23 protein-coding genes are annotated in these 25637 nt (G+C 66.7%); 17 read left to right on the forward strand and 6 right to left on the reverse strand.

Annotated elements, in window-relative coordinates; translation table 11 throughout:
* Positions 1-10 precede the first annotated feature (10 nt).
* Positions 11-907 (forward strand): adenylate/guanylate cyclase domain-containing protein, encoded by an 897-nt coding sequence (locus tag AC3WUF_RS04730; protein WP_492422922.1) that lies wholly within the window; start codon positions 11-13, stop codon positions 905-907.
* Positions 908-974: 67 nt separating this feature from the next.
* On the opposite strand, the gene AC3WUF_RS04735 is transcribed toward AC3WUF_RS04730, so the two are convergent.
* From AC3WUF_RS04735 to AC3WUF_RS04750, 4 genes are all read right to left on the reverse strand, one after another.
* On the reverse strand, positions 975-3284 hold the full coding sequence (locus AC3WUF_RS04735) for a serine/threonine-protein kinase (protein ID WP_492422924.1): 2310 nt from the start codon (positions 3282-3284) through the stop codon (positions 975-977).
* 5 nt (positions 3285-3289) lie between these two features.
* A complete protein-coding gene (locus AC3WUF_RS04740) occupies positions 3290-4039 on the reverse strand; it encodes a PP2C family protein-serine/threonine phosphatase (protein ID WP_492422926.1) in 750 nt (249 codons plus the stop codon).
* Positions 4040-4046: 7 nt separating this feature from the next.
* Positions 4047-5354 carry a multiheme c-type cytochrome gene (locus AC3WUF_RS04745; RefSeq protein ID WP_492422928.1) on the reverse strand — a complete coding sequence of 436 codons (1308 nt, stop codon included), beginning with the start codon at positions 5352-5354 and terminating at the stop codon, positions 4047-4049.
* An 83-nt stretch (positions 5355-5437) separates the two neighbouring features.
* On the reverse strand, positions 5438-6802 hold the full coding sequence (locus AC3WUF_RS04750; protein ID WP_492422930.1) for a serine/threonine-protein kinase: 1365 nt from the start codon (positions 6800-6802) through the stop codon (positions 5438-5440).
* 147 nt (positions 6803-6949) lie between these two features.
* Here AC3WUF_RS04750 and AC3WUF_RS04755 point away from each other — a divergent pair, with 147 nt between their 5' ends.
* From AC3WUF_RS04755 to AC3WUF_RS04790, 8 genes are all read left to right on the forward strand, one after another.
* Entirely contained in the window at positions 6950-7384 is a 435-nt protein-coding gene (locus tag AC3WUF_RS04755) for a low molecular weight protein-tyrosine-phosphatase (RefSeq protein WP_492422932.1), read from the forward strand.
* 67 nt (positions 7385-7451) lie between these two features.
* Positions 7452-8792: a tRNA (N6-isopentenyl adenosine(37)-C2)-methylthiotransferase MiaB gene (gene miaB, locus AC3WUF_RS04760; protein WP_492422934.1), complete on the forward strand. Its 1341-nt coding sequence runs from the start codon at positions 7452-7454 to the stop codon at positions 8790-8792.
* Positions 8789-9802, forward strand: a complete 1014-nt coding sequence (locus AC3WUF_RS04765; RefSeq protein ID WP_492422936.1) for a PhoH family protein — start codon at positions 8789-8791, stop codon at positions 9800-9802. Before miaB ends, AC3WUF_RS04765 begins: the two co-directional genes overlap by 4 nt.
* Positions 9799-10236, forward strand: a complete 438-nt coding sequence (gene ybeY / locus AC3WUF_RS04770; protein ID WP_492422938.1) for an rRNA maturation RNase YbeY — start codon at positions 9799-9801, stop codon at positions 10234-10236. Before AC3WUF_RS04765 ends, ybeY begins: the two co-directional genes overlap by 4 nt.
* A gap of 6 nt (positions 10237-10242) precedes the next feature.
* Positions 10243-11106, forward strand: a complete 864-nt coding sequence (locus AC3WUF_RS04775; RefSeq protein WP_492422940.1) for a CorC family transporter — start codon at positions 10243-10245, stop codon at positions 11104-11106.
* 35 nt (positions 11107-11141) lie between these two features.
* Positions 11142-12332: a lipoprotein N-acyltransferase Lnb domain-containing protein gene (locus AC3WUF_RS04780; protein WP_492422942.1), complete on the forward strand. Its 1191-nt coding sequence runs from the start codon at positions 11142-11144 to the stop codon at positions 12330-12332.
* 117 nt (positions 12333-12449) lie between these two features.
* On the forward strand, positions 12450-13076 hold the full coding sequence (locus AC3WUF_RS04785) for a DUF47 domain-containing protein (protein WP_492422944.1): 627 nt from the start codon (positions 12450-12452) through the stop codon (positions 13074-13076).
* Positions 13076-14083: an inorganic phosphate transporter gene (locus AC3WUF_RS04790; RefSeq protein ID WP_492422946.1), complete on the forward strand. Its 1008-nt coding sequence runs from the start codon at positions 13076-13078 to the stop codon at positions 14081-14083. The genes AC3WUF_RS04785 and AC3WUF_RS04790 overlap by 1 nt, the downstream gene beginning before the upstream one ends.
* A 106-nt stretch (positions 14084-14189) precedes the next feature.
* Here the strand turns inward: AC3WUF_RS04790 and AC3WUF_RS04795 are convergent, their stop codons facing one another.
* Positions 14190-14717: a DUF1415 domain-containing protein gene (locus tag AC3WUF_RS04795; RefSeq protein ID WP_492423567.1), complete on the reverse strand. Its 528-nt coding sequence runs from the start codon at positions 14715-14717 to the stop codon at positions 14190-14192.
* Between the two features lie 19 nt (positions 14718-14736).
* Positions 14737-15486 (reverse strand): class II aldolase/adducin family protein, encoded by a 750-nt coding sequence (locus AC3WUF_RS04800; RefSeq protein WP_492422948.1) that lies wholly within the window; start codon positions 15484-15486, stop codon positions 14737-14739.
* A gap of 57 nt (positions 15487-15543) precedes the next feature.
* Here AC3WUF_RS04800 and AC3WUF_RS04805 point away from each other — a divergent pair, with 57 nt between their 5' ends.
* The 8 genes from AC3WUF_RS04805 to coaD all read left to right on the forward strand — a co-directional run bounded on the left by AC3WUF_RS04805 (position 15544) and on the right by coaD (position 25633).
* The gene (locus tag AC3WUF_RS04805; RefSeq protein ID WP_492422950.1) at positions 15544-16185 is read left to right on the forward strand and encodes a Maf family protein; all 642 of its coding nucleotides are present in this window, start codon (positions 15544-15546) and stop codon (positions 16183-16185) included.
* 29 nt (positions 16186-16214) lie between these two features.
* Positions 16215-17675, forward strand: a complete 1461-nt coding sequence (rng, locus tag AC3WUF_RS04810) for a ribonuclease G (protein ID WP_492422952.1) — start codon at positions 16215-16217, stop codon at positions 17673-17675.
* A gap of 159 nt (positions 17676-17834) precedes the next feature.
* Positions 17835-21644, forward strand: coding sequence for a YhdP family protein (locus AC3WUF_RS04815; RefSeq protein WP_492422954.1), 3810 nt, complete (start codon positions 17835-17837; stop codon positions 21642-21644).
* A gap of 10 nt (positions 21645-21654) precedes the next feature.
* Positions 21655-22479 (forward strand): carbon-nitrogen hydrolase family protein, encoded by an 825-nt coding sequence (locus AC3WUF_RS04820; protein ID WP_492423569.1) that lies wholly within the window; start codon positions 21655-21657, stop codon positions 22477-22479.
* A gap of 43 nt (positions 22480-22522) precedes the next feature.
* A complete protein-coding gene (gene tldD, locus AC3WUF_RS04825) occupies positions 22523-23962 on the forward strand; it encodes a metalloprotease TldD (protein ID WP_492422956.1) in 1440 nt (479 codons plus the stop codon).
* 7 nt (positions 23963-23969) lie between these two features.
* On the forward strand, positions 23970-24434 hold the full coding sequence (locus tag AC3WUF_RS04830; RefSeq protein ID WP_492422958.1) for an Rv1443c family protein: 465 nt from the start codon (positions 23970-23972) through the stop codon (positions 24432-24434).
* A 101-nt stretch (positions 24435-24535) separates the two neighbouring features.
* Positions 24536-25102: a 16S rRNA (guanine(966)-N(2))-methyltransferase RsmD gene (gene rsmD / locus AC3WUF_RS04835; protein WP_492422960.1), complete on the forward strand. Its 567-nt coding sequence runs from the start codon at positions 24536-24538 to the stop codon at positions 25100-25102.
* 51 nt (positions 25103-25153) lie between these two features.
* Complete coding sequence (gene coaD, locus AC3WUF_RS04840) at positions 25154-25633, forward strand: pantetheine-phosphate adenylyltransferase (protein ID WP_492422962.1); 480 nt, start codon at positions 25154-25156, stop codon at positions 25631-25633.
* The last annotated feature ends 4 nt before the right edge of the window (positions 25634-25637 follow it).

Here is a 25637-nt window from a genome sequence, read left to right on the forward strand (position 1 = left end):
AGCCAGGCTCATGCAGACGATGCAAGAACGCGCCGTTCTGTTTGCTGACGTTGTCGGCAGTACTTCTCTGTATCGACGCCTCGGCGACCAGGTCGCCGAGGCGCTGATCCGCAAGGCTATCGACCGCGTCACCAGCGTCGCCCGCCTGCATGGCGGACGTCTGGTCAAGACGATCGGCGACTGCGCGATGTGCGAACTGCCGGATGCCAACGCCGCGGCGCGAACGGCGATGGAAGTGCAGCGCGTCGCGCGGGCCCCGGTTGTCGCCGGCGAGGCGCCGGTCCTGTTCCGTATCGGGTTCATGGTCGGGCAGGTCGTGCCGCGCGATGACGATGTCTTCGGCGATGCCGTCAATCTGGCCGCAAGGCTCTGCGACATGGCCAAGGCCGAGCAGATCCTGACGATCGAGTCCACGGCGGCGGGACTCTCCGCCGATCTGCGCGACAGCATGCGCCTGTTTGACCAGACCGCGGTCAAGGGCATCACCGAGACGCAATCGATCGTGCAGTTGCTGTGGGATCGCCGTGCGGCAACGCAGATCTTTATCGCGCCGAAGGACATGGGGCTGCCGGTCAACGGCGGGCTCGTGATCAAGTTCAACGGCCAGGCGATTCTGCTCGCCGAATCGCAGCTGCCGTTCACGATCGGCCGCGAAGAGGGCTGCAGTCTGATTGTTCCCTCGCAGTTTGCTTCGCGCATCCATGCGCGAATCGAGATGCACCGTGGCAAGTACACCCTGGTCGACGAAAGCACCAACGGCACCTATGTATTGCCGGAGGGCAGCGCGCCCGACAAGCCGGTGTATATCCGCCGCGAAGGTTTTACCTTGCTCGGCCGCGGCATGTTCGCGCTTGGCGAGCGTCCGGACCCCGACCTGCCGCATCTGCTGCGTTACGAAATCGCCTGAGCCTTCGGCGCGGCGACGGGTGAGCGGGCGCTCGCGGGTGTCTGGCTAGCGCGCCACAAACTCCAGGCTAGAAACCCAGCGGACGATTGAGCCGTCCCGGCGTCGGCGTTGCCGTCGGCTCCGGTGTCGCCGCAGCCGCCGCGGCGGCCGCAGCAGCAGCCGCGTCGCGACGGCGCTGTTCGGCGGCGGCTTCCTCACGGGCCTTGCGCTGGCGCTCGGCTTCGCGTGCCGCCGCTTCTTCCTGTTCCTTGCGCTTGGCTTCGGCGCGCGCCGCCGCTTCGCGTTCCTGCCGGCGCGTCGCTTCCTCGTCGGCGCGGCGCTGACGTTCGCGCTCCTCGGCCTCCTTCTTGCGCTGCTCGGCGGCGTCCGGGGTCGGCTTGCTGGTCGGAGCGATTGTCGGCTTGGCGCTCGGCGCCGCAGTGGGTGCCGCGGTCGGCGCAACGGTGGGCTCTGCCGTCGGCTTGGCGGTCGGTGCAAGCGTCGCTTTCGGTGTTGCCTTGGCGGTGGCTTCGGGCGTCGGCGCCGCGGTCGGTTGCGGGCTGTCGGTCGATGCCGGCCGCTTGAGCCACCAGACGATCACGGCAACCGCCAGCGCAACGGCGATCGCGATGCCGATCAGCGGTGCCTTGCTGCCGGACGCGGTGGATTCTCCACGCACCGCGGCAAGCTCGCGCTTGCGGGCCAGCTGTTCCTGCCTTTCCTTTTCCTTGACCAGTGCCAGCTGATGCTGGGCCGCTTCCTGTTCGGCGCGGCGGGCCGCGTCGGTCGCGGCCTTCTGCTGCTTTTCCTCGTTCTTGCGCCGGCGTGCCTCGTCGGCCTCGGCAACCTTGCGCTCGCGCTCGGCCTGCTTGCGGGCTTCAGCTTCGCGGGCCAGGCGGTCTTTCTCGGCCTTCTGGGCGGCGGCCTGCTCGGCCTTGATGCGCTGTTCTTCCTCGCGGCGGACGCGCGCTTCCTCGGCTGCAACGCGCTTGCGCTCGGCCTCCTCGGCGGCAGCGACGCGCTTGCGTTCGGCTTCCTCCGCGGCCAGGCGCTCGCGCTCGATGCGGGCGACGCGTTCCTGCTCGGCACGGACGCGCGCGGCCTCCTCGGCGGCGGCCTTGTTGCGGGCATCCTCCTCGGCCTTCTGTCGCGCCAGCTCTTCCTTGCGCAGGCGCTCTTCTTCGGCGCGAACGCGCGCCTGTTCTTCGCGCTGCTTGCGCTCGGCCTCTTCGGCCGCGCTGCGCCGCGCATCGTCTTCCGCCTTCTGCTTGGCGAGAGCGGCCTGACGGACGCGCTCTTCTTCTGCGCGGACGCGCGCCTGCTCGTCGCGGCGCTGCTGTTCGGCCTCATCGGCCTTGCGACGACGCTCATCGTCGGCGGCCTTCTGGCGCGCGGACTCTTCCTGGTGCTTGCGCTCTTCCTCTTCGCGCTGCTTGCGCGCCTGTTCTTCCTGGGTGCGCCGCGACTCCTCGGCCATGCGATCGGCGAGGCCGCTGTCGGTGGCCACCGTCGGCAGACTGTTGCCGCTGGTGGTCGGCGTGCGCACCGCGCTGAATGCCGACGTCGAGTATTGCGGCATGCTCGTCGTGCGCTGCACCGGCAGCAACTCGTCGATCAGGCGCAGCAGCTCCGTCGAAGAGGCCGGGCGCTGCGCCGGTTCCTTCGCCATCAGCGAGTCGATCAGCGGCTGATACTGCGCGACGTTGTCGGGCAGGCGCGGGATCGGCTCGGTGACGTGCTTGAAGATGACCGCGAGGGATTCTTCGGCCTCGTAGGGCGGGTGCCCGGTCAGCATCTCGAAGAGGATGACGCCGAGACTGTAGATGTCGGCGCGCGCATCGACCGGCTTGCCGCGCGCCTGTTCGGGGCTGATGTAGCGCGGCGTGCCGATCGACACGCCGGTCGCCGTCATCTTCGATTCGGAGGAGATCGCCTTGGCGATGCCGAAGTCGGTGAGCACCGCGCGACCCTGTTCGTCGAACAGGATGTTTTCCGGTTTGACGTCGCGATGGACGAAGCCGGCCGCATGGGCGTGCACAAAGGCGTCGGTGATCTCGCGCAGGATCGCCAGACCCTGCAGATCGGTCAGGCCCTTCTCGATGCGGCCGCGCAGGTCGCCGCCGGTGAGCAGGCGCATCGAGTAGTAATGCACGCCCTCGGCGCGACCGACCTCGAAAACGGTGACGATGCCGGCATGATTCAGCGAAGCCGAGGAGCGCACCTCCTTCTCGAAGCGCGCGACCAGCTGCGGATTGCGGCCGAACTCCGGCGGCAACACCTTGAGCGCGACAATGCGGCCCAGCGACAGGTCTTCCGCCCGATAGACGTCGGCCATGCCTCCCGAGCCAAGCTGGCCGAGAATCTTGTAGTTGCCGAGGATCGTTCCCGCTTCAAGCACGCGCCTTAATCTCCTACGACGGCGCAGATCACGGTGACGTTATCGCCGGCTTCGGTATCCGACAGCGTGTGCTCGATCAGGCGGTCGACGATGGCCTGCGCCGAACCGCCCTGGGTCAGGCAGTCGACGATGGTGTCGCGCGGCAGGTAGCCGTGCAGGCCATCCGTGCACATTAGCAGGCAATCGCCGTTCGCCAGTTCGACGGAGGTTTCATCGGCCTTGATGTCCGACGTGTCGCGGATGCCGACGGCGCGCGTCAGCACATTGCGGTTCGGATGCGTCTCGGCCTCGCTGGCGCTGATCGCGCCGGCGTCGATCAGCTCCTCGACGAAGGAGTGATCCTTGGTGATCTGCTTGAGCGTCTTGTTGCGCCACAGGTAGGCGCGGCTGTCGCCGATCCAGTGCACCTGCGCGACCATCTTGTCGATCGACAGGACCACGGCCGTCGAGCCCATGCGCTCGGACCCGCCGTTGGCCATGCTCGCTTCGCGGATGCGCTTGTGCGCCTCCTGCAGTCCGAATCCGGCGGTGAAGCCTTTTTCCAGCACTTCGTTGACGACACTGACGACCATCTTGCTCGCGACTTCACCGCGCGCAAGACCGCCCATGCCATCGGCGATCACCGCCATGTTCTGCTCCGCCGAAACGGAGTAAGCATCCTCGTTGTGATCGCGATGACCACCCGGGTGCGTGGCGCCGGCCAATGTGATTTTCAGCGGTCGACTCCCGATCAGGCGGCGTAGGAAACGGAACATGCGGCGCTCAGCGCAGTTGCGCCGCCGCAGTCCGCAGCTTGCGCGCTGCACTGCGCAAGGCTTCCGGATTGTAGGCAAGCGGCGCGTCCACTGCAGCAAACATTTCGTCGAGCGGGCCGGACAGCGCCTGCTTCGGCACGCCGTGTTCCTGCTTCAGATAAGCCGCCAGAGAATCGCTGCCGTAGTAAATCTGCTTGGCGGTCGTGTAGTCGCCGGCCTTGCCCTCGGCGCCGGTCTTGGCGATGAGGTCCAGCAGTTCCACCGCCTGCGCCTTGCCGAGCGCGCCCTGCGAAATCTTCGGCAGGGTTTCGGAGACGATGTCGCGCAGCACCTTGGCCGCCGCGCGGGTCTTGGCCACCGACTGCGCCGAGCTCTTGTGCAGTTCGGTCAGGCCGGCGCTCCAGCGCGCCGCCGCCGCCGGCTGCAGCGCCGTCAGCACGACACCGGACATCACCAGGTAACCGTCCGCGAGGCGCACCGAACCCGGCCCGAGCGGACCGCCGGCGCCCGGCGTCCAGCGCGTGTTCTGCATCGGGTGATGGCAGGCGTTGCAATCGAAGAACACCAGCTCGGGGAACATGCCGCCGTCGCTGAAGCGATCGCCGAGCAGGCCGTCGAGCAGCGTCTCGGCGGCGAGCAGCTGGCCGATCGCCCAGACCTTGGCGCCGGGCACGTAGGTCTTGCGCTCGCGGTAATCCTTGTCGACGCGGAAGTGCGCCGGCTGGATGTTGGTGAAGGTATCGAGTTCGAATTCCAGCGGCGGATGGCCGGCACCCATGATCTTATGCGTGATCGGCTTGTTCTTGGTGCCCATGTGGCACTGCACGCAGAGACGCCCGCGCAGCACCGGATCTTCAAGCGGATACAGGCCGGCTTCGATGTTCTGCGCATGCGTGTTGCCGGAGACGTGTGGGCCGAGCCAGCTTTGCGCGCCGCCGTGGCAGCCTTCGCAGCCGACGCCTTCGCTCATCGAATAGCGCCGGCCGCGCTGCGCTTCGGCAACGTAATCGGTGTGGCAGGTCAGGCATTCCTCGGCGGTGGTCGCGTCCTTGAGGCCGAGGTTGCTGGCGATGCGCTTGCCGGCCGGCGTCTGCAGCAGCTTGTAGGCGTTGGAGTGCGCGTCTTCGCGCTGCCACAGAAAGTATTCGTTCTGCAGTACCGGCGAATCCTCGAACGGCCGCTGCGAGCCATGGCAGTTGCTGCCGGCGCAGGTGGCGACGCCGACGTGCTGCCACTTGTCCTCGAACGGCATTGCCGGCGCGGCTTGCGCGCTGGCGCAGGCGAGCACCCACAACGCAACGGCGGCTGCTGCCAACCGTCGCCCTCCCCACGTCCTGTCTAGACCTGTGCGCATTGTCTGCCCCCGACGGTGGATGAACGCACTGTACTGTTTCACTGCTATTTCGCTGGGCCGGCGGCGAGGCTCTTGATCAGCACGCAACCTTCAGGCGTGACCAAGGCGTTGACCCACTGACCGTTCCCCAGCTGAATTCTCGGCACCCAGATACCGCTGCCATCGGCTTCCTGACGCGCGCCGGGAAAACGAATGGCGTCATCGTAGACCAGATCGCCGCTGCCGGTCAGTGCGGAAACGTGCAGTGCGCAGCGCTTGCGTTCGCGTGCCACGCGTGCGGCGCGCGGCTCGGCCGCCGCACTCGGCGCCGCTGTTGCGGGTACGGGATCGGCGGGCGCCGTCGCGGCGTCAGTCTGGTCGGCAACGGGCGCCGACTCGTTGCCGCGCGGAATCAACGCCCAGCCGAGGGTGACGACGATCGCCAGCAGCGCGAGGCCGATGACGATCCACTTGCCGCGCGACGTGCCGGCTGCCGAGGCCTTGGCGGTCGTCGCCGGCTTGGCCGCCGTCTTGGGCGGTGGCGCCGCGACCGGCTCGGCCGGAGCGACCGGCGGCGGTGGCGCGACCGATACGGCCGGCGCCGGCGTCGCATCCGCCGGCTTGAGGTGACGCGCCTGGCGCTGCGCCAGCTTGAACAGTTCGTCGGCCGAAGACGGGCGCTGACCCGGGTGCTTGGCGAGCAGCTGGTCGATCAGGGGTTGCAGTGCCGCATGTTCGGGCGGCAGCTTGGGCACCGGCTCGGTCGCGTGCTTGAGCACGATCGACACCGGGTCCGGGCCGTCGAACGGCGGCCGGCCGGCGAGCATCTCGAACAGGATGATGCCGAGGCTGTAGAGGTCGGCGCGGGCATCGACGGTGGCGCCGCGCGCCTGTTCCGGGCTCAGATAGCGCGGCGTGCCCATCGCGGTGCCCACGGCGGTGAGCTGGTTCTGCGCATTGAGAATCTTGGCGATGCCGAAGTCGGTCAGCACCGGGTTGTCGGCATCGTCGAACAGGATGTTTTCCGGCTTGATGTCGCGATGGATGATGTCCTGCGCATGGGCCTGGGCCAGCGCATCGGCCATCGTCGCGATGATCTCCATCGCCCGGTAGGGCGGCAGCTTCTCCTGCATGCGCTTGCGCAGGTCGCCGCCCGGCAGCAGCTGCATCGCGTAATAGTCGAGGCCGTCGACATTGCCGACCGTGTAGATCTGCACGATGCCCGGATGGCTGAGCCCGGCCACCGCGCGGACCTCGCGCTGGAAGCGCGCAACCATGTCGCCGGTGCGCGCGAATTCGGGCAGCAGCACCTTGAGGGCCACCTTGCGCTGCAGCAGCGGATCGACCGCCTCGTAGACTTCGGCAAAACCGCCCGTGCCGAGTACGCGCTCGACGCGATAGTTGCCGAAGAGTTCCCCCGGTTGCGGCATAGGCCCCTGTTCCAATGCTTGCGGCGACCCGTTGGCAGCCCGCTGCAGAACTATAACGCCAGTGCAGGCGCCAAACCGTGAACCGTGTCTGGGTACAATGCAGCGCGCCGTCCGCTCATCCCTCCGCGACGGCCTTTCTCCCAACGCATGTTCAAACGACTGATCGTCATCTGTACCGGCAACATCTGCCGCAGCCCGATTGCCGAGGCGCTGCTGCGGGCGCGGCTGGGCGCGCGGGTCGATCATGTCGAGTCGGCGGGAACCGGGGCCCTGATCGGCTATCCGGCCGATCCCCTGGCGACGTCGGTCGCGGCCGAATACGGGCTCGACATCCGCGCCCACCGGGCGCAGCAGGCCACGTTGCCGCTGCTGGCCTCGATGGACCTGATCCTGACGCTGGACCAGAGCCATAACGACTGGGTCAACAATCAGTACCCGCCGCTGCGCGGCCGCGTGCACAAGTTGCTGAAATGGCGCGGAAACGCAGACATCGCCGACCCGTTCCGGCGGCCGCGCGAGGCCTTCGAGGAGTCCTTCCAGGACATCGAGGCCGGGGTCGAATCCTGGCTCAAGAAGCTGTGAAGAGCCGGTAGGCGCCGTCGTCTATACTGTACGGCCGCTCCAAAGACGGTCGGTTTGACCGCATTCGATGTCCAAAAAGCTGTACCTCATCAGCTACGGCTGTCAGATGAATGAGTACGACTCGACCAAGATGGCCGACGTGCTTGCCAGCTCTCACGGCTACCAGCGCACCAGCAATCCGGACGAAGCGGACCTGTTGCTGCTCAATACCTGCTCGATCCGCGAAAAGGCGCAGGAGAAGGTGTTCTCCGAGCTGGGCCGCTGGAAGGAGTGGAAAAACGCCAGCCCCGGCCGTGTCATCGGCGTCGGCGGCTGCGTCGCCTCGCAGGAAGGCCAGGCACTGACCGAGCGCCAGCCGCTGGTCGACATCGTCTTTGGCCCGCAGACCCTGCACCGGCTGCCCGAGTTGCTGGACGCCAACCGGGCCTCGCAGCGGCCGCAGATCGACGTCAGCTTCCCGGAGGTCGAGAAGTTCGACCATCTGCCGGAGCCCAAGGTCACGGGTCCGACCGCCTTCGTCAGCATCATGGAAGGCTGCTCCAAGTACTGCACCTTCTGCGTCGTGCCGTATACGCGCGGCGAGGAAGTCAGCCGGCCGCTCGACAGCGTGCTGGTCGAGATTGCCCAGCTCGCCGAGCAGGGCGTGCGCGAGGTCACCTTGCTGGGGCAGAACGTCAACGCCTATCGCGGCCGCATGGGCGAGACCGCCGAGCGCTGCGACCTGGCACTGCTGATCAACTATGTGGCGCGGATTCCCGGCATCGCGCGCATCCGCTACACGACCTCGCATCCGGCCGAGTTCGACGACGCGCTGATCGATGCCTTCGCCGAAGAGCCGAAGCTGGCGAGCTATCTGCATCTGCCGGTGCAGTCCGGCTCCAACCGCATCCTCGGCATGATGAAGCGCGGCTACACGCGCGAGCAGTTCCTCGACAAGATTCGCCGCGTGCGCGCGGTGCGGCCGGATATCTCCCTGTCCTCGGATTTCATCGTCGGCTTCCCGACCGAGTCCGATGCCGATTTCGCGCTGACGATGGACCTGATCGCCGAATGCGCATTCGACTGCGCCTTCAGCTTCGTCTACAGCCCGCGCCCGGGTACGCCGGCCGCCAACCTGCGCGACGGCGTCAGCGCCGAAGACAAGCGCCTGCGACTGGATCTGCTGCAGAACCGCATCCGCGTGCTGGACGACGACTTCAAGCGCAGCCTCGTCGGCACGACGCAGCGCATCCTCGTCGAGCGGCCGTCGCGGCGTTCGGCGCAGATGGCCGGCCGCACGTCGACCAATCGCATGGTGAATTTCGACGGCGCCGAATCGCTGGTCGGCCAGTTCGTCGACGTCGAGATCACTGCCGCGCTGAACAATTCGCTGCAAGGCCAGCTGCTGGCCGCCGCGGTGGCGGCATGAGCGCCCGGCCGCAGCAGGCGCGTGCCGACATCGTGCTGGAGCCGGGCGACAGTCAGCGCCTCGCGAGCTTGAACGGTCCTTTCGATGCGCATCTGCGCCAGATCGAACTGCGCCTGGGCATCGAGATCCGCAATCGCGGCAATCGCTATCAGCTGGTCGGCCTCAAGCGCGATGTCGCCGCCGGCGAGAACGTCATCAACCAGCTGTTCAATCTGAGCCTCGACGACGCGATCACCTCCGAGCACGTCCATCTGGCGCTGACCGAGCACGTCGGCGGCGACGATGCAGGGGATGATGCGTCGGCGGATGTCTCGCCGAGCAGCCACGGCGACGAAGTCGTCATCCGCACCAAGCGCGGCGTCGTCCGCGGCCGCGGCGACATGCAGCGCGCCTACCTGAAGGCGATCGCGACGCATGACCTGAACTTCGGCGTCGGCCCCGCCGGCACCGGCAAGACCTATCTCGCGGTCGCCAGCGCCGTGCAGGCGCTGGAGCGCGATCGCGTGCGCCGCCTCGTGCTGGTGCGTCCGGCGGTCGAGGCCGGCGAGAAGCTCGGCTTCCTGCCTGGCGACATGGCCGAGAAGATCAATCCGTACCTGCGCCCGCTGTACGACGCGCTGTACGAGATGCTCGGCTTCGAGAAGGTTGCGCGCCTGATCGAACGCAGCGTCATCGAGATCGCGCCGCTGGCCTTCATGCGCGGCCGCACGCTCAACGAATCCTTCGTGATCCTCGACGAGGCGCAGAACACCTCGGTCGAGCAGATGAAGATGTTCCTGACCCGCATCGGCTTCGGCAGCGTGGCGGTCGTCACCGGCGACATGACGCAGATCGATCTGCCCAAGCACCAGGCCTCGGGCCTGCGCCATGCGCTGGAAGTGCTCGACGGCGTGCCCGGCATCAGCCGCACCTTCTTCCGCAAGGAGGACGTCGTGCGCCATCCGCTGGTGCAGGCGATCGTGCAGGCCTACGAAGAACATGAACTGAAGCAGCCGAAGGCGACGCCATGAGCGCGCGCGCCGCGGGTGAAATCGCAGTGCAGCGCGCGGTGCCGGCGCGCGGCGTGCCGACCGCCGCCAGCCTGCGCCAGTTTGCGCGTGCCGCGCTGCCGGCGCGCCACGGCGAGCTGACGATCCGCATCGTGGACGCTGCCGAAAGCCAGGCCTTCAATCGCGACTACCGCGGCAAGGACAAGCCGACCAACGTGCTGTCGTTCCAGGGCGAGGGCGATATCCTCGGCGATCTGGTGATCTGCGCGCCCGTCGTCGCCAGCGAGGCGCAGGCCGAGGGCAAGCTGCTGCGCGCACACTGGGCGCACATGGTCGTGCACGGCTGCCTGCATCTGCGCGGCTATGATCATGAGCGCGACGACGAAGCGAACCGCATGGAAGCGCGTGAAATCAAGATTCTCAGGGAGCTGGGGTTTGAAAACCCCTATCAGTAAACGCCAATGAGCGACGACGACAGTAGTAACCGTAGCGAAGACAGCGGACTTGCCCAGTGGTGGCGACGCGTCACCCAGCGTCTGGCCGGCGGCCCGCGCACCCGCGAGGATCTGCTTGAAATGCTGCGCGAGGCGCGCGACGCCGAGCTGATGGATGCCGAAGCGCTGACGATGTTCGAGGGCATTCTCGACACGTCGGAGACGCAGGTGCGCGATGTCATGGTGCCGCGCGCGCAGATGGTCGTCATCGACCACGACTGGCCGCTCGATCGCATCCTGGTCGACGTCGTCGAGTCCGGTCACTCGCGCTATCCGGTCATCGGCGAGTCCAAGGACGAGGTGGTCGGCATTCTGCTCGCCAAGGATCTGCTCAAGTACGCCTCCGGCGTACCGGGCTTCGAGCCGACGAGTTTCGACATGCGCAAGCTGCTGCGCACCGCGGTCTTCGTGCCGGAATCCAAGCGCCTCAACGTGCTGCTGAAGGACTTCCGCCGCGGGCGCAACCACATGGCGCTGGTCGTCGACGAGTACGGCGGCATCGCCGGCCTGGTGACGATCGAGGACGTGCTCGAGCAGATCGTCGGCGAGATCGACGACGAGTACGACGAGGCCGAAAGCGCGCAGATCCTCAAGCAGGACGATCGCCGTTATCTGGTCAATGCGCTGACGCCGATCGGCGACTTCAACACCTACTTCGGCACCGAGTTCTCCGACGAGGAATTCGATACCGTCGGCGGCATGGTCATGCATCGCTTCGGCCACATGCCCAAGCGCGGCGAGAGCGTCGCGATCGATCGCTTCAACTTCAACGTGCAGCGCGCCGACAGTCGCCGCGTGTATCTGTTCCAAGTCACCGCGCTGTCGACCTGATGTCCTGGGCTCGGGCTCTATGCTGCGCGCTCGCCGTGCTCGTCGCGAGCGCGGCAGGCATCGCGGTCGCGCAGGAGCCCGTTGACGACAGCGCGCCGCAGATCAGCCTGCTGACCTTCGGGCCGGGCGAAATCTACTGGCAGCGTTTCGGCCACAACGCGCTGCTGGTGCAGACGGCCGACGGCCGTGCCGACGTCTACAACTACGGCATCTTCGATTTCCATCAGAAGAACTTCTTCCTGAACTTCGCGCGCGGCCACATGCTGTACCGGCTCGATCGCACGCCGCTGCTGCCGACCTTGCGCCAGTACGCCGCCGAAGGGCGCTGGGTCGTCGAGCAGCAGCTCGCGCTCGACGCGGCGCAGCGGATCGCGCTCGCCGAGTTTCTGGAAACCAACGCGCTGCCGCAGAACGCCGAGTATCGCTACGACTATTTCATCGCCAACTGCTCGACGCGCGTGCGCGATGCGCTCGATCAGGTGCTGGGCGGCCAGCTGAAGGCGCAGTTCGAACGGCAGCCCGCACCGATCAGCTATCGCGCCGAAGTGCTGCACCTGATGGCCGCCGAGCCGGCCCTGCAGCTGGGCATGGATTTCGGCCTCGGCGGTCTGGTCGATGCGCCGCTGAACGATTGGCAGGACGGCTTCATCCCGATGCGCCTGATGGCCGCGGTGCGCGCGGCGCGCATCAACGTCGGCGCCATGGACGAACGCTCGCTGATGAGCCTCGAACGCGAACTGGTCCGCATTCCGGGCGTCGTGCCGGAATACGGCTCGCCGCCCAAGCCGCCCGCCATCGATCTGCTGCCGTTCCTGTTCGCCGGCCTGGCCTGGGCCGCGCTGCTGCTGCTCAGCGTCTGGCTGCTGCCGCGTTCGCTGTTCGCCCTGCTGTCGAGCCTTCAGGTATTGCTCGCCGGCCTCGCCGGGCTGGTGCTGCTGCTGGGCTGGCTGGCAACCGATCACTGGGGCATGGCGCGCAATCTGAATCTGCTGCTGATCAATCCGCTGTGGTGGCTGCTGATGCCTGCGGTGCTCGGCCAGTTCAGCCGTCAGCCACGGGCGCGCTCGGCCAGGGTGCCGCTGGTCCTGGGCGTTCTGGTCCTCGCAGCGCTGCCGGCGCTGTTGTTCTGCGCCCAGCCCAATGCGCATTGGGTCGTGTTGCTGCTGCCGCCGCAGCTGATTCTTCTGACAATCCTTTATTTGCGCGCATTGCGCTCCGGGCCCTAGCGCGCTGGCGGTTCCCCGCGTCCAATCGGTTAGAATGTGACAGTTTTATGACGGGAACAGACCTCTGTTCCCGTCTGCATTTTTGCCGCAGGACAGCTTCAGAAAAGGGGAACACCTATGTTTGGTCGTCTGATGCCCAAAGAAGGGCGCTTCTTCGATTTCTTCATCGCCCATGCCGACCAGCTGGTGCTCGGCGCGATCGAGCTGAAGACCCTCATGGGCAATGTTTCCGAGCTGCCGCTGCGCAAGCGCAACATCGAGGCCATCGAGCACGCGGCCGACAAGATCACCCAGCAGACGATGCAGCTGCTGCACCAGACCTTCATCACGCCGCTGGACCGCGACGAGATCCACCAGCTGATCACGCGGATGGACGACATCCTCGATCTGATGGAAGACGCCTCGCAATGCATGCATCTGTACGACATTCATGCAGTGACCGAGGAGACCGCCCAGCTCGCCGCGATCTGCCTGGAAAGCACCGAGCACGTCCGCGATGCGGTGCGCCTGCTGCCGAACATGAAGAACGCGGACAAGATCCTCGAGGACTGCAAGCGTATCGACCGCCTCGAAAGCGATGCCGACCACGTGATGCGCACCGCGATGGCCAAGCTGTTCCGCGAAGAGGCTGACACCCGCCAGCTGTTCAAGATGAAGGAGCTGTACCAGCTGCTCGAGTCCGTGACCGACCGCTGTCAGGACGTCGCCAACATCATCGAAGGCATCGTGCTCGAGAACGCCTGATGGAAGCCGCAGCCATTGGCATGCACACGATCGTGTTCCTGGTCGTGCTGGCACTGGCCTTCGATTTCATGAACGGCTTTCATGATTCGGCCAACTCGATTGCGACGATCGTTTCCACCGGTGCGATGAGCCCGCAGAAGGCGGTCGTCTGGGCGGCCTTCTTCAATTTCATCGCCTTCCTGTTCTTCGGTTTCCACGTCGCGACGACGATCGGCAAGGGCACGATCAATCCCGACATCGTCGATCACCATGTGATCTTCGGCGCCCTGGTCGGCGCCATCAGCTGGAACCTCATCACCTGGTACTACGGCATTCCGTCCAGTTCCTCGCATGCCCTGGTCGGCGGTCTGGCCGGCGCGGCGATTGCCAAGGGCGGCACCGGAATGCTGATTGCCTCCGGCTTCCTGAAGATCTGCGCGGCGATCCTGCTATCGCCGCTGCTCGGCTTCCTGCTCGGTGCGTTCATCATGGTCGCGGCGTCCTGGTTCGGCACCCTCGCGCATGCGCGGCGCATGGACCGCGTCTTCAACAAGATGCAGTACATCTCCGCGGCGCTGTACAGCCTTGGCCATGGCAGCAACGACGCGCAGAAGACGATGGGCATCATCTGGATGCTGTTGATCGCGGCGAACCTGACGACGGCGGACGCGCCGCTGCCGTTCTGGGTGGTGATTTCCTGTCAGGCGGCGATGGGGCTGGGCACGCTGTTCGGCGGCTGGCGCATCGTCCGCACGATGGGCATGAAGATCACCAAGCTGAGACCGATCAGCGGTTTCAGCGCCTCGGCCAGCGGCGCGATCACGCTGTTCCTCGCGACCAGCCTGGGCGTGCCGGTCTCCACCACGCATACGATCACCGGCTCCATCGTCGGTGTCGGTTCCGCGCGCAACGTCAAGGCGGTGCGCTGGGGTGTCGCCGGCAACATCGTCTGGGCCTGGGTGCTGACGATTCCGGCGTCGGCATTCATTTCCGGCATTGCGTGGTGGGTTGGGCACCACTACTTCTGAGTGCTGGCGCGATGCTGGGATTCGCTGCGCTCATCCCAGCCTACGGGGCTTCTTTGGCAACGTAGCCCGGGTGCAACCCGGGTTGCACCCGGGCTACCGTCCGGCGTCAGGTTTCCCAGAGCTTCTTCCAGCCGGCGTCGCCGAGTTCACGCAGCATCGCGATGTTGCGCTCGGGGATCGCGTCGACGTCGGGGTAGCTGTCGACCGCCTGTTCGATGCTGTCTTCGCGCAGCAGGTGCAGCAGCGGCCAGGGTGAGCGATTGCTGTTGTTCTCGGGGTCGGCCGGCTCGGTGCCGGCGAACTGGTACTGCGGATGAAAGCTTGCGACCTGGATTTCGCCGTCCAGCGCCAGCGCTTCGAGCGCCGCGTCCGCGGTGTCGAGAAAATCGTTGTAGTCGAGAAAATCGTTCAGCACCAGCGGGTGCAGCAGCAGCGTGGTTTCGCGCTCGGCGGGATCGGCGTCGCGCAGGTCCTCGAGTTCGTGCGCGAGGTCTTCCAGCAGCAACTCGGGCGTGGTCGCGCGGCTGACCGCGATATGCACGCGCTGCTTGACGTAGGCGGCCTTGGCGAACGGGCAGAGGTTCAAGCCGATCACCGCGCGTTCCAGCCAGCGGCGCGTGTCGGTGATGATCATCTCGTCGGAAATCTGCACCTTAGCTCCGGAAAGACGGGTCGATGCGGTCGAGCTTGCGCAGCAGGCCCGGCCAGGCGAGCTGTCCGCCCATGCCGCGCGTGACGGTTGCCGCCGCCTGCATGACGCCGGCGACGATCTTCGGATTGACCTGCACCAGCGGCCCGCCGCCGGCCTGGGCGCGAACCTGGATCATGCAGGCCGCCTCGAACACGTACATCGCGAGGAAGGCGTCTGCCGGCGAGGCGCCGACGGTGAGGATGCCGTGGTTGCGCAGCATCAGATAGATTTTGTCGCCGAAGTCGGCGACCAGGCGCGGCTTTTCGTCTTCGTTGAGCGCGATGCCTTCGTAATCGTGATACGCCAGCGACGACAGCACCAGCGTCGCCTGCTGCGAGATCGGCAGCACGCCGTCTTTCTGCGCGGACACCGCCACGCCGTTGATCGAATGCGTGTGCATCACGCATTGCGCATCCTCGCGGGCGGCATGGATCGCGCTGTGGATCGTGAAGCCGGCTGGATTGATCGGGTGCGGCGAATCCATCAGCTTGTTGCCGTGCAGATCGATCTTGACCAGGCTGCTGGCGGTGATTTCCTCGAACAGCCAGCCGTAAGGATTGATCAGAAAGTGATGGTCCGGCCCCGGCAGGCGCGCGGAGATGTGCGTGAAGACCAGATCGTCCCAGCCGAACAGCGCGACCAGCCGATAGGCCGCCGCCAGATTGACGCGGGCCTCCCACTCCTGCTCTGAAACGAGTTCGCGCACATTCACGGTAGGATGCTTCCTGAAGGGGTCTTCTCAAGATAGCGGCCCGACGCAGCCTGCGCCATGGCGGTGCGTGGCAAAAATACCTCAAGCAACGGAGCCACCGCTGTGCAGCCGCATCTGATCCTCGCCTCACAATCGCCGCGCCGGCGCGAGCTGCTGAACCAGCTGGGGCTGCGCGTGCAGGTCTGCCCGGCGGATATCGACGAAGTGCCGAAGCCCGGCGAGACGGCGGCCGAATATGCGTTGCGCATCGCCAGGGAGAAGGCCCAGGCAGGTGCCGCCGCCGCTAAAGCCGTGCTGCCGGTGCTCGGTGCCGATACCGATGTCGTGGTCGATGGCGAGATTCTCGGCAAGCCGGCATCGCGCGAGCAGGGCATTGCGATGCTGCGGCGCCTGGCGGAGCGTCGCCACGAGGTCTACTCGGCGGTGGCGGTCGGTCTGGGGGATCGCTGGCTGAGCCGGCTGTCGGTGACCGAGGTCCACTTCGGCCCGATCAGCCAGGCCCAGGCCGAGGCGTACTGGAACTCCGGCGAGCCTGCCGACAAGGCCGGCGGCTACGGCATCCAGGGGCTTGGCGGCGGCTTTGTCCGCGAGATCCGCGGCAGCTACAGCGGCGTCGTCGGCCTGCCCTTGTACGAAACCTGTGAACTGTTGCGTGAGTTCGGCATCGAATTTCTCCTGCCCGGCGCCGCCGCCCCGTAAACTGGACACTCCACAACTTTCCCCGCTCCATGAGCACAGAGATTCTCGTCAGCATCGGCCAGCAGGAAACCCGTGTCGCCCTGGTCGAAGGCGGCGCGGCGCAGGAGATCCACGTCCAGCGTGCGTCGCGCCATGGCCTGACCGGCAACATCTACAAGGGCACCGTGCAGCGCGTGCTGCCGGGCATGCAGGCGGCGTTCATCGAGATCGGTCTGGAGCGCACCGCATTCCTGCATGTCGCGGACATGCTGCCGCTGGTCAACGGCAGCGGCGATGGCGAGGCGAGCATCACCCAGCTGCTGCATGAAGGTCAGCAGGTGCTGGTGCAGATCCTCAAGGATCCGCTCGGCACCAAGGGCGCACGGCTGACGACCCTGTTGTCGGTGCCCTCCCGATATCTGGTGCTGCTGCCGCATGAGAAGCATGTCGGCGTGTCGGCGCGGATCGAGGACGACAGCGAGCGCGAGCGGCTCAAGAAAGTGCTCGAATCCTGCCAACAGCGCCTGGCGCCGGAATACGGCGTGATTGCCCGCACCGCGGCGGAAGGCGTCGATGCGGCGGCGCTGGAGGCGGACGTCGGATTCCTGCTGCGCCTGTGGAAGGCGATCAGCGACCAGGCGAGCAAGAGCAAGCCGGGTTCGCTGGTGCACGGCGACCTGCCGCTGTCGATGCGCATCCTGCGCGATCTGCTCGGCACCGACGTCGAGCGCGTGCGCATCGACAATGCGGCCGAGTGCAAGCGGGTGACCCAGTTCGCCCAGCTGTTCGTGCCGCATGCCGCGCCGCTGATCGAGCTGTACCAGGGCGCCGCGCCGATCTTCGATCTGTACGGCGTCGAGGACGACATCAACCGCGCGCTGAACCGCCGCGTCGACCTGAAGTCCGGCGGCCATCTGGTCATCGACCAGACCGAGGCGATGACGACGATCGACGTCAACACCGGCGCCTACATCGGCCACCGCAACCTCGACGAGACGGTGCTCAAGACCAACCTCGAAGCCGCGCAGGCGATCGCGCGGCAGCTGCGGCTGCGCAATCTGGGCGGCATCATCATCCTCGACTTCATCGACATGAAGAGCGAGGACCACCGCGGCCAGGTCGTGCGCGCGCTGGAACGTGCGCTGGCCGCGGATCACGCGCGGACCCAGATCCATCCATTTTCCGCGCTCGGCCTGATCGAGATGACGCGCAAGCGCACGCGCGAGTCGCTCGGCCATATCCTCTGCGAGCCTTGTGCGGCCTGCGAAGGCGTCGGCACCGTCAAGACGGTCGAGACCGTCTGCCACGAGGTGACTCGCGAGATCCAGCGTGCCGCGCGCCAGTTCGAGGCGAAGGGCTTTCTGGTGCTGGCGTCGCCGCCGGTCATCCAGCGTCTGCTCGAGGAGCAATCGCTGGGATTGGCCGAACTCGAGGGCAGTCTTGAGCGCCCGATCAAGCTGCAGGCCGAGAGCGCCTACAGCCGGGAGAGCTTCGACGTCGTCCCTCTGTAGCTCCGCGGTTCGTGGCGCCGCTGGACTGGCCGTCATCGACGCCAGTCGCGGCGGTTTGGCCTGCGCGGCGCGCAGGGGCGACAATAGACCTCCGGCGCCGGCTTTTCCGCTGCCGCCGGCTCCCTCATGGACCGTCTGTTTCCGCCCTGATCTGTACTGATGGAACGCGTCAAACGCCGCTGGTGGACCTGGGTGATCTCGCTGATCGCCGGCACGGTCATCGTGGGCGCCGTTCTCAGCGGCGCGTTCCAGCTCGCGGTGCTGGCGGTGCCGAGTTACCGCGAGGATCTCGCGGCCTGGGTCAGCCGGGTGGCCGGCAGGCCGGTGCAGATCGGCGGCATCAGCCTGTCGTGGCGCGGCCTGGCGCCGCGTTTCGACCTGTCGGGCATCACGCTCTACAGCGAGGAAGGCGATCCGCAGCTGCGCGTCGAACGCGTGAGCCTCGGTGTCGGCCTGCGCCGCCTGTTGATGGGCGAATGGGTGCCGACGCGGCTCGAGCTGTCCGGCATGCGCCTGCTGGCCGAGGTCGACGAAGACGGCAACATCAGCATCGCCGGTTTCGATCCGGCCGATTCGTCGCTGCAGGACGGCCAGCGCTCGAAGTGGATGAAGGATCTCAAGCGCTTCGAGGAAGTGCGCCTGGAAAACTGCGAGCTGCGCGTCGTCGGTGTCGTGCCCGGCAGCGACGCGCCGCTGAGCGTCCGCATCGACGCGATCGACCTCGATCAGGCGGACGACGGCTTTACCGTCACCGCCAGCGTCCGCCTGCCGGCCGAGCGCGGCGGTGAACTGCGCTTCGAGTCGGATCTGAACGGCGAGCTTGCCGATCGCAGCAGCTGGAACGGCAGTTTCGAGATCGAGGTCGACGATCTGCAGCCGCAGTCCTGGTTGCGTCCCTGGCTGATTCCCGGCGCCCAGATATCGGTGGCCGGACTGACCGGTCACCTGATCGGCGAAGTGGTCGCCGGCCGTATCACGCATGCCAGCACGGAGCTGGAATCCGATGCGCTGGTGCTGGCAAGAGCCGGTGTGCTGTCCAGCGCCTCGCAGATGAGCATGACCGCCGACCTGCAGGCCGACACGCGCGGCTGGCGTTTCGAGGTGAGCGATCTGAGTTTCGACGACCAGCCGGTGCTCAAGGCGAGCCTGCGGCATGAGGCGCAGCAGTTCAGCCTCGATGCCGATCACATCGAGCTGACCCGCCTCGCGCCCTGGACCGGGGTCTGGCGCAGCGGCGGCACCGCAATGCAGACCGTTGGCCGTCTCGCCGGCGATCTGCGCGGCGTGGTGCTGCGCTACCAGGCGGACGCCGAACAGCCGCGCTATTCGCTGCGCGCGCGCCTGGACGGCGCCGCACTGCGCGCCGACAAGCATGTGGGCTTTTCCGGACTCGGCGGCGAACTGAGCGCGGACGAGACCGGCGGCGAACTGCGCCTGAACAAGGCCGCCGCCACCGTGCTGCTGCCGTCGACGTTTGAAAATCCGCTGGCGCTCGACGAACTCGGCGCAACGCTGCGCTGGAAGCGGCAGGTCGATGGCTGGCAACTCAACAGCGACGATGCCGCGCTGCGTCTGGGTGGCGTGTCGGCGCGCGGCAGTGTCGGCATCGACATTCCGGATGCCGCCGACAACCCGCCGTGGATCGATCTGCGGGCGACGCTGGCGGCACAGAACTTCGACGACGCGCGGCCGTATCTGCCGCTGCACTGGCCGGACACGCTGAAGAACTGGCTGCGCACCGCGATCATCAGCGGCCGCGTGCCCAACGGCGACCTGCGCATCCGCGGACCGATCGCCGACTTTCCGTATCACAGCCGGCCGACCGGCGAGTGGGGCCTGGAGCTGGATGTCGCCGACGGCGTGCTCGCGTTCGCGCCCGACTGGCCGCAGCTCAGCGACGTGCGCGCGCATCTGGCCTTCAGCGGCAACAGCCTGACGGTCCGTGCCGACCAGGGGCAGATCAGCGGCAACCGGATCAATTCGGCCGAAGTGCGGTTTGCCGACTTCAACGATCACCTGATGAGCATCGAAGGCTCGGCGAGCGGCGATCTGAAGCGCTACTACGAGTTCCTGCGCGAGTCGCCGTTGCAACGTCCGCTCAGCGGTCTGCTCGATCACACCGAGGCCAGCGGTGCCGCGGACGTGCTGTTGCAGCTGCAGATTCCGCTGAAGGACATGCACAAGACCTCGGTGATCGGCAGCGTCACGACGACCGACGCCAAGCTGCGCTACACCGCGCTCGAAGATCCGATCACCGCGCTGAACGGCAGCATCGGTTTCACCGAGCACGGCGTCAGCGCCGAAGCGCTGACCGGGCAGTTCGCCGGAACCGCGGTCAATGCGCGCATCGATGCCGACGAGGGTACGCGCGGCGTCATCCACGGCGAGTTCGAGTACGCGCCGCAGGCGGACGGCAGCGGCATCTCGAAGTACGTGCCCGAGTTTCTGCGCAGCCAGCTGCAGGGCCGCAGTCGCTGGCAGCTGAAGCTGCCAATCGTCGACAGCGGCATGGCCTTGCAGCTGCGCTCGGACCTCGTCGGCACCGCCGTGAACTTCCCGGCGCCGTTGCTCAAGACTGCCGACAAGGCCGCCGACATGAGCCTGCGCATCGGTGCCGACAAGCTGGCCGATCTGCGCATCGACGTCGACTACGATCAACGCGTCGCGCTCGCGGTATTGATGGTTCGCAATGAAGGCGCGCTGCGCCTCAGCGGCCTGCGCGCGACCGCCGGTGCGAGCGGGCGAGTCGAGGTTCAACCCGGCAGTTATCGGCTCGATGGCTGGATACCTGCGCTGGAGATCAGTGCCTGGCGTCCGCTGTTTGCCGGCGGCAGCGGCGGAACGGGCGGCGTGCGCCTCGATGCCGCCGATCTGGACGTCGATCAGCTGCACTGGAAGGGCTTGTCCGTCCCGGCCACCCATCTTCAGTACCGCCCCCTGGCTGACGGCTGGCGCGTCGACGTCAGCGGCAGCGGCGCCGAAGGTCAGGTGCGCTGGATGCCGGCCGACAACGGCGAGCTCAGCGTGCGCATGCAGCGCATGAGTCTGCAGCGCTGGCCGCCGGTGCCGCCGGAGGCGACGCCGGCCGCCGCCGCCGAAGCTGCCACTCGCGACAACGCGCCGATCATCGAGCCGGCGTCGCTGCCCCTGCTCGACCTGAGCGTCGACGCGCTGAATTTTGGCGACACGAAGTACGGCCAGGTCGAAATGCACACCGAGCGTGTTCCCGGCGGCGTCGCGCTGCGCACGCTGAGCTTTGCCGAAGGCGATCTGAAGCTGCAGGCCACCGGTGCCTGGCGGCGCATCGGCGGACTGTCGTCGGGCGAGCTCAATTTCGACATGGACGCTGCGCGCTTCGGCACGCTGCTCGAGCATCTCGGTTACGCGCAGAACATCGAGGCCCGTCACAGCGCGTTCAAGGGCGAGCTGGCCTGGGCGCCGTCCGCCAGCGGACTGTTGTGGGAGCAGGCCAGCGGGCGCATCGACATCGATATCCGCGAGGGTCAGCTGCGTGCGGTCGATCCCGGCGCGAGCCGCGTGCTCGGCCTGTTCAATTTCTACGCGCTGCCACGGCGCCTGACGCTGGACTTCGACGATGTCGTCGGCAAGGGGCTGTCGTTCGATACCATCAAGGGCCATTTCGATGTCGCCGGCGGCGATGCGCGCACGCAGGGGCTGGAGATCGAGTCGCCGTCGCTGCGCATGGAGATCACCGGCAAGGTCGGCCTGGCAACGCGCGACTACGATCAGCGCGTCACGGTCTATCCGGACCTGTCGTCCGGCGTGACGATCGGCGCGGTGCTGCTCGGCGGGCCGGCGGTCGGCGCGCTGGTGCTGCTGGCGCAGCAGCTGTTCGACAAACCTTTCGATCAGGTCACCCAGTTCAGCTACAGCATCACCGGCCCCTGGGACAATCCGAAGATCGAGCGCGGCGAGGCGAAGATCGTCGTGCCCAAACCTGCGGGGTAGAGACATGAGCATCTCCAAGGTCGCTGTGATCCAGATGAACACCCGCTCCGACTGCGCGGCGAATCTGGCTGCCGCCGCGAATGCTTTGCGCGATGCGGCGGAGGCGGGCGCGCAGCTCGCCGTGCTGCCGGAAAACTTCGCGTTCATGGGCGAGCGCGAGACCGACAAGCTGGCGCTGGCCGAGGCCGATGGCCGCGGCACCATCCAGGATTTTCTCGCCGAGACAGCCAGCGCACTGGGCCTGTGGATCGTCGGCGGCACGATTCCGCTCGCGGTACCGGACGACGCGCGCCGCGTCTACGCGAGCTGCGGCGTCTGGGATGCGCAGGGCCATCGGGTTGCCTGCTACAACAAGATTCACCTGTTCGATGTCGACGTGCCGGGTTCCAGCGGCGAGCGCTATCGCGAGTCGGCGAGCATCGCGCCGGGCGCCCTGAATCCGGTGGTCGTCGATACGCCGGCGGGTCGTCTCGGCCTGTCGGTCTGTTACGACCTGCGTTTCCCGGAGCTGTACCGCGCGCTGACGGCGCAGGGCGCCGAATTGCTCTGCGTGCCGTCGGCCTTCACCGAACGCACCGGCGAAGCGCACTGGGAACTGCTGCTGCGCGCGCGCGCGGTCGAGAACCTGTGCCATGTCCTCGCGGCGAACCAGTGCGGCACGCATGCCGCCGGCCGGCGCACCTGGGGACACAGCTGCATCGTCGAGCCCTGGGGCGTCGTCAGTGCCGACGCCGGGCGCGAACCGGGTTTTGCGCTGGCCTCGATCGATGCCGAAGCGCGCAGTGCCCAGCGTCAGAGTTTTCCGGTGCTGCAGCACCGTCGCCTGGTTTCCTGAAGCCTTCCTTGAATTCATCCGCAACCCCACCCATCTTCAGTCCATGACCGACTCTCTCGCATTGGCGCGACAAACCCTGCTGGCCCCCACCGGCCTCGACGATCGCGCGGTGCAGAACGTGCTCGACCAGCTGATGAGGCCCGGTGTCGATGCCGCCGATCTGTACTTCCAGCAGGTGCTGACCGAGAGCTGGTCGCTGGAAGACGGCCTCGTCAAATCCGGTTCGCATCACGCCGAACAGGGCGTCGGCGTGCGCGCCTGCGCCGGCGAGAAACAGGGCCTGGCGTATTCCGACGCGATCGAACTGCCGGCGCTGGTCGATGCCGCGCAGGCCGCCGGTGCGATCGTGCGCCAGGGCCAGCAAGGTCGCCTGCAGTCGCCGCACACGCGCAGCGTCGCGCCGCTATATCCGGCCAGCAATCCGCTGCGCTCGCTCGAAGCGCCGGCCAAGCTCGATCTGATGCACCGCGCCGACCGCGCCGCGCGCGCCGTCGATCCGCGCGTGATCCAGGTGATGGTCTCGCTGGCCGCGAATGCCGAGACGGTGATGGTCGCCGCGACGGACGGCACCTACAGCGCCGACATGCGCCCGCTGGTGCGGATGGACGTCAGCGTCATCGTCGAACAGCAGGGTCGCCGCGAGCAGGGTCATTCCGGTCGCGGTGGCCGCGGTGTCTACATGGACTTCCTCGCCGGCGATGCGCCGGAAGCGCTGGCGCGCGAAGCGGTGCGCATGGCGCTCGTGCAGCTCGAAGCGGTCGCCGCGCCGGCCGGCAATTTCACCGTCGTGCTCGGCCCCGGCTGGCCCGGTGTGCTGCTGCACGAGGCGATCGGTCATGGTCTTGAAGGCGACTTCAATCGTCGCGGCACGTCGGCATTCTCCGGCCGTGTCGGCGAGCAGGTCGCATCGACGCTGTGCACGATCGTCGACGACGGCACGCTCACCGGTCGGCGCGGTTCGCTGACCGTCGACGACGAAGGCACGCCGTCGCACTGCACGACGCTGATCGAGAACGGCATCCTGCGCGGCTATCTGCAGGACAAGCTCAATGCACGCCTGACCGGCGTCGCGCCGACCGGCAACGGCCGTCGCGAATCGTATGCGGCGTTGCCGATGCCGCGCATGACCAACACCTACATGCTGCCCGGCCCGCACGATCCGCAGGAGATCGTCGCTTCGGTGCAGAACGGTTTGTACGCGGCCAACTTCGGCGGCGGCCAGGTCGACATCACGAGCGGCAACTTCGTGTTCTCGGCTTCCGAGGCTTATCTGATCGAGAACGGCAAGATCACGCGGCCGGTGAAGGGCGCGACGCTGATCGGCAACGGCCCGGAAGTACTGAATCGGGTGTCGATGGTCGGCACCGATCTCAAGCTCGATGCCGGCGTCGGCATCTGCGGCAAGGATGGCCAGAGTGTGCCGGTTGGCGTCGGCCAGCCGACGCTGCGCATCGACGGCATCACGGTTGGCGGCACCGGCTGATCGCCTCGTGATCCGCCTGCGTTTCGAATCGAAGCTCGCCGCCGATGCCGGCACGGTCTGGCAGCACGCGAGTTCGATGGCGGGCGTGAATCACGAGCTGATGCCGCTGGTGCGCATGACGTATCCGGCCGATCGTGTTGCACTGCCGCAGGACGAAGCGATTCCGCAGGACGTGCTGTTCCACAGCTGGCTGATGCTGTTCGGCGTGCTGCCCTTCGATCGTCACGCGCTGCGATTGACGCAGGTCTGGCCGCAGCGCGGATTCGACGAGGATTCAACGTCGTGGTTGCAGGCGCGCTGGATTCACAAGCGCCGTCTGATCGCGCAGGCCGAAGGTGTGACGGTGAGCGACGAGTTGGAAGTTACGCCGCGTTTGCGCTTCGTCGCGCCGTTGGTCGCTGCGATGGTCGCGCAGATTTTCCGGCACCGTCATCGACGATTGCGGAAGCGGTTCGGCACGCTTGCCAGTTGACGCCGCCGCTGCGCGCAGTACATTTCGCATATGGACTGTGCGATTGGGGTGCCGGGTTCTAAGCATGACGATTGATCTCCGTTCTCACCGAGACCGTGAAAATGCGCGCGCGTGAAGCAGGCAAGCTGCGCGTGATCGGCGGCCAATGGCGTTCGCGCCTGATCGAATTCGAAGCCGCCGAAGGCGTGCGACCAACGCCCGATCGCGTGCGCCAGACCGTGTTCGACTGGCTGGCGCCGGTCATCGAAGGTTCGCGCTGCCTCGATCTGTTCGCCGGCAGCGGCGCGATGGGCATCGAAGCGCTGTCGCGCGGCGCCGCGCATTGCACCTTCGTCGATCAGGGCTCGCGCCAGTGCACGAAGATCAAGCTCGCGCTGCAGCTGCTCAAGGCCCAGCACACCGACGTCACGGCGATGGATGCGGTGTTCTTCCTGCAGCAGACCTGGCATCGCTACGACGTCGTCTTCATCGATCCGCCGTTTTCGTCGAATCTGCTCGGCCAGGCTCTGCTGGAACTGCCCAAGGTGCTGCACGCCGATCACCGCATCTACCTGGAGTGGCCGTCCAGCCAGCCGCCGCCGCTGCCGGAGCATTACGTGCTGGTGCGCGAGAAGCAGGCCGGCCAGGTCGGCTACGGCCTGGCGCAGTACCGGCGCGTCGGAAAATAATTCCGGGAAGCGCCTAAACTGGCGGCCCGATACGCGCCAGCGAGAGCAGCAATGACCACGGCGGCTTATAGCGGTACTTTCGACCCGATCACCTACGGGCACTACGACATCATCCAGCGCGCGTCGGCGATGTTCCCGCGCCTGATCGTCGCAGTCGGCCTCAATCCGTCGAAGAGTCCGCGCTTCAATCTCGACGAGCGCTGCGAGCTGATCCGCGAAGTCGTCAAGGAACTGAAGAACGTCGAAGTCGTCGGTTTCTCCGGGCTGGTCGTCAACTTTGCGCGCGAGCACGGTGCCACGGTGCTGGTCCGCGGCGTGCGCACGGTCGGCGACTTCGATTACGAAAAGCAGATGGCAGTCATGAACCGCGATCTGTACCACGCGCTCGATACCGTGATGCTGGCGCCTTCGCCGGAATATGCGCATCTGTCCTCGTCGCTGGTCCGCGAGCTGGCGACGCTCGGCGCACCGATCGAGAAGTTCGTGCCGCCGGCCGTGGTGCCGGTGCTGAAGGCGCGCGTCGGCAAGTAAGCGC

Source organism: Fontimonas sp. FW305-C-3, assembly GCF_058783185.1.

Excerpts from the sequence above, each read along its gene's own strand:
- AC3WUF_RS04730 (WP_492422922.1), top strand. The coding sequence starts at position 11 with ATGCAGACGATGCAAGAACGCGCCGTTCTGTTTGCTGACGTTGTCGGC.
- AC3WUF_RS04740 (WP_492422926.1), bottom strand. The coding sequence starts at position 4,039 with ATGTTCCGTTTCCTACGCCGCCTGATCGGGAGTCGACCGCTGAAAATC.
- AC3WUF_RS04750 (WP_492422930.1), bottom strand. The coding sequence starts at position 6,802 with ATGCCGCAACCGGGGGAACTCTTCGGCAACTATCGCGTCGAGCGCGTA.
- AC3WUF_RS04755 (WP_492422932.1), top strand. The coding sequence starts at position 6,950 with ATGTTCAAACGACTGATCGTCATCTGTACCGGCAACATCTGCCGCAGC.
- miaB (WP_492422934.1), top strand. The coding sequence starts at position 7,452 with ATGTCCAAAAAGCTGTACCTCATCAGCTACGGCTGTCAGATGAATGAG.
- AC3WUF_RS04765 (WP_492422936.1), top strand. The coding sequence starts at position 8,789 with ATGAGCGCCCGGCCGCAGCAGGCGCGTGCCGACATCGTGCTGGAGCCG.
- ybeY (WP_492422938.1), top strand. The coding sequence starts at position 9,799 with ATGAGCGCGCGCGCCGCGGGTGAAATCGCAGTGCAGCGCGCGGTGCCG.
- AC3WUF_RS04775 (WP_492422940.1), top strand. The coding sequence starts at position 10,243 with ATGAGCGACGACGACAGTAGTAACCGTAGCGAAGACAGCGGACTTGCC.
- AC3WUF_RS04785 (WP_492422944.1), top strand. The coding sequence starts at position 12,450 with ATGTTTGGTCGTCTGATGCCCAAAGAAGGGCGCTTCTTCGATTTCTTC.
- AC3WUF_RS04790 (WP_492422946.1), top strand. The coding sequence starts at position 13,076 with ATGGAAGCCGCAGCCATTGGCATGCACACGATCGTGTTCCTGGTCGTG.
- AC3WUF_RS04795 (WP_492423567.1), bottom strand. The coding sequence starts at position 14,717 with ATGATCATCACCGACACGCGCCGCTGGCTGGAACGCGCGGTGATCGGC.
- AC3WUF_RS04805 (WP_492422950.1), top strand. The coding sequence starts at position 15,544 with ATGGCGGTGCGTGGCAAAAATACCTCAAGCAACGGAGCCACCGCTGTG.
- rng (WP_492422952.1), top strand. The coding sequence starts at position 16,215 with ATGAGCACAGAGATTCTCGTCAGCATCGGCCAGCAGGAAACCCGTGTC.
- AC3WUF_RS04815 (WP_492422954.1), top strand. The coding sequence starts at position 17,835 with ATGGAACGCGTCAAACGCCGCTGGTGGACCTGGGTGATCTCGCTGATC.
- tldD (WP_492422956.1), top strand. The coding sequence starts at position 22,523 with ATGACCGACTCTCTCGCATTGGCGCGACAAACCCTGCTGGCCCCCACC.
- rsmD (WP_492422960.1), top strand. The coding sequence starts at position 24,536 with ATGCGCGCGCGTGAAGCAGGCAAGCTGCGCGTGATCGGCGGCCAATGG.
- coaD (WP_492422962.1), top strand. The coding sequence starts at position 25,154 with ATGACCACGGCGGCTTATAGCGGTACTTTCGACCCGATCACCTACGGG.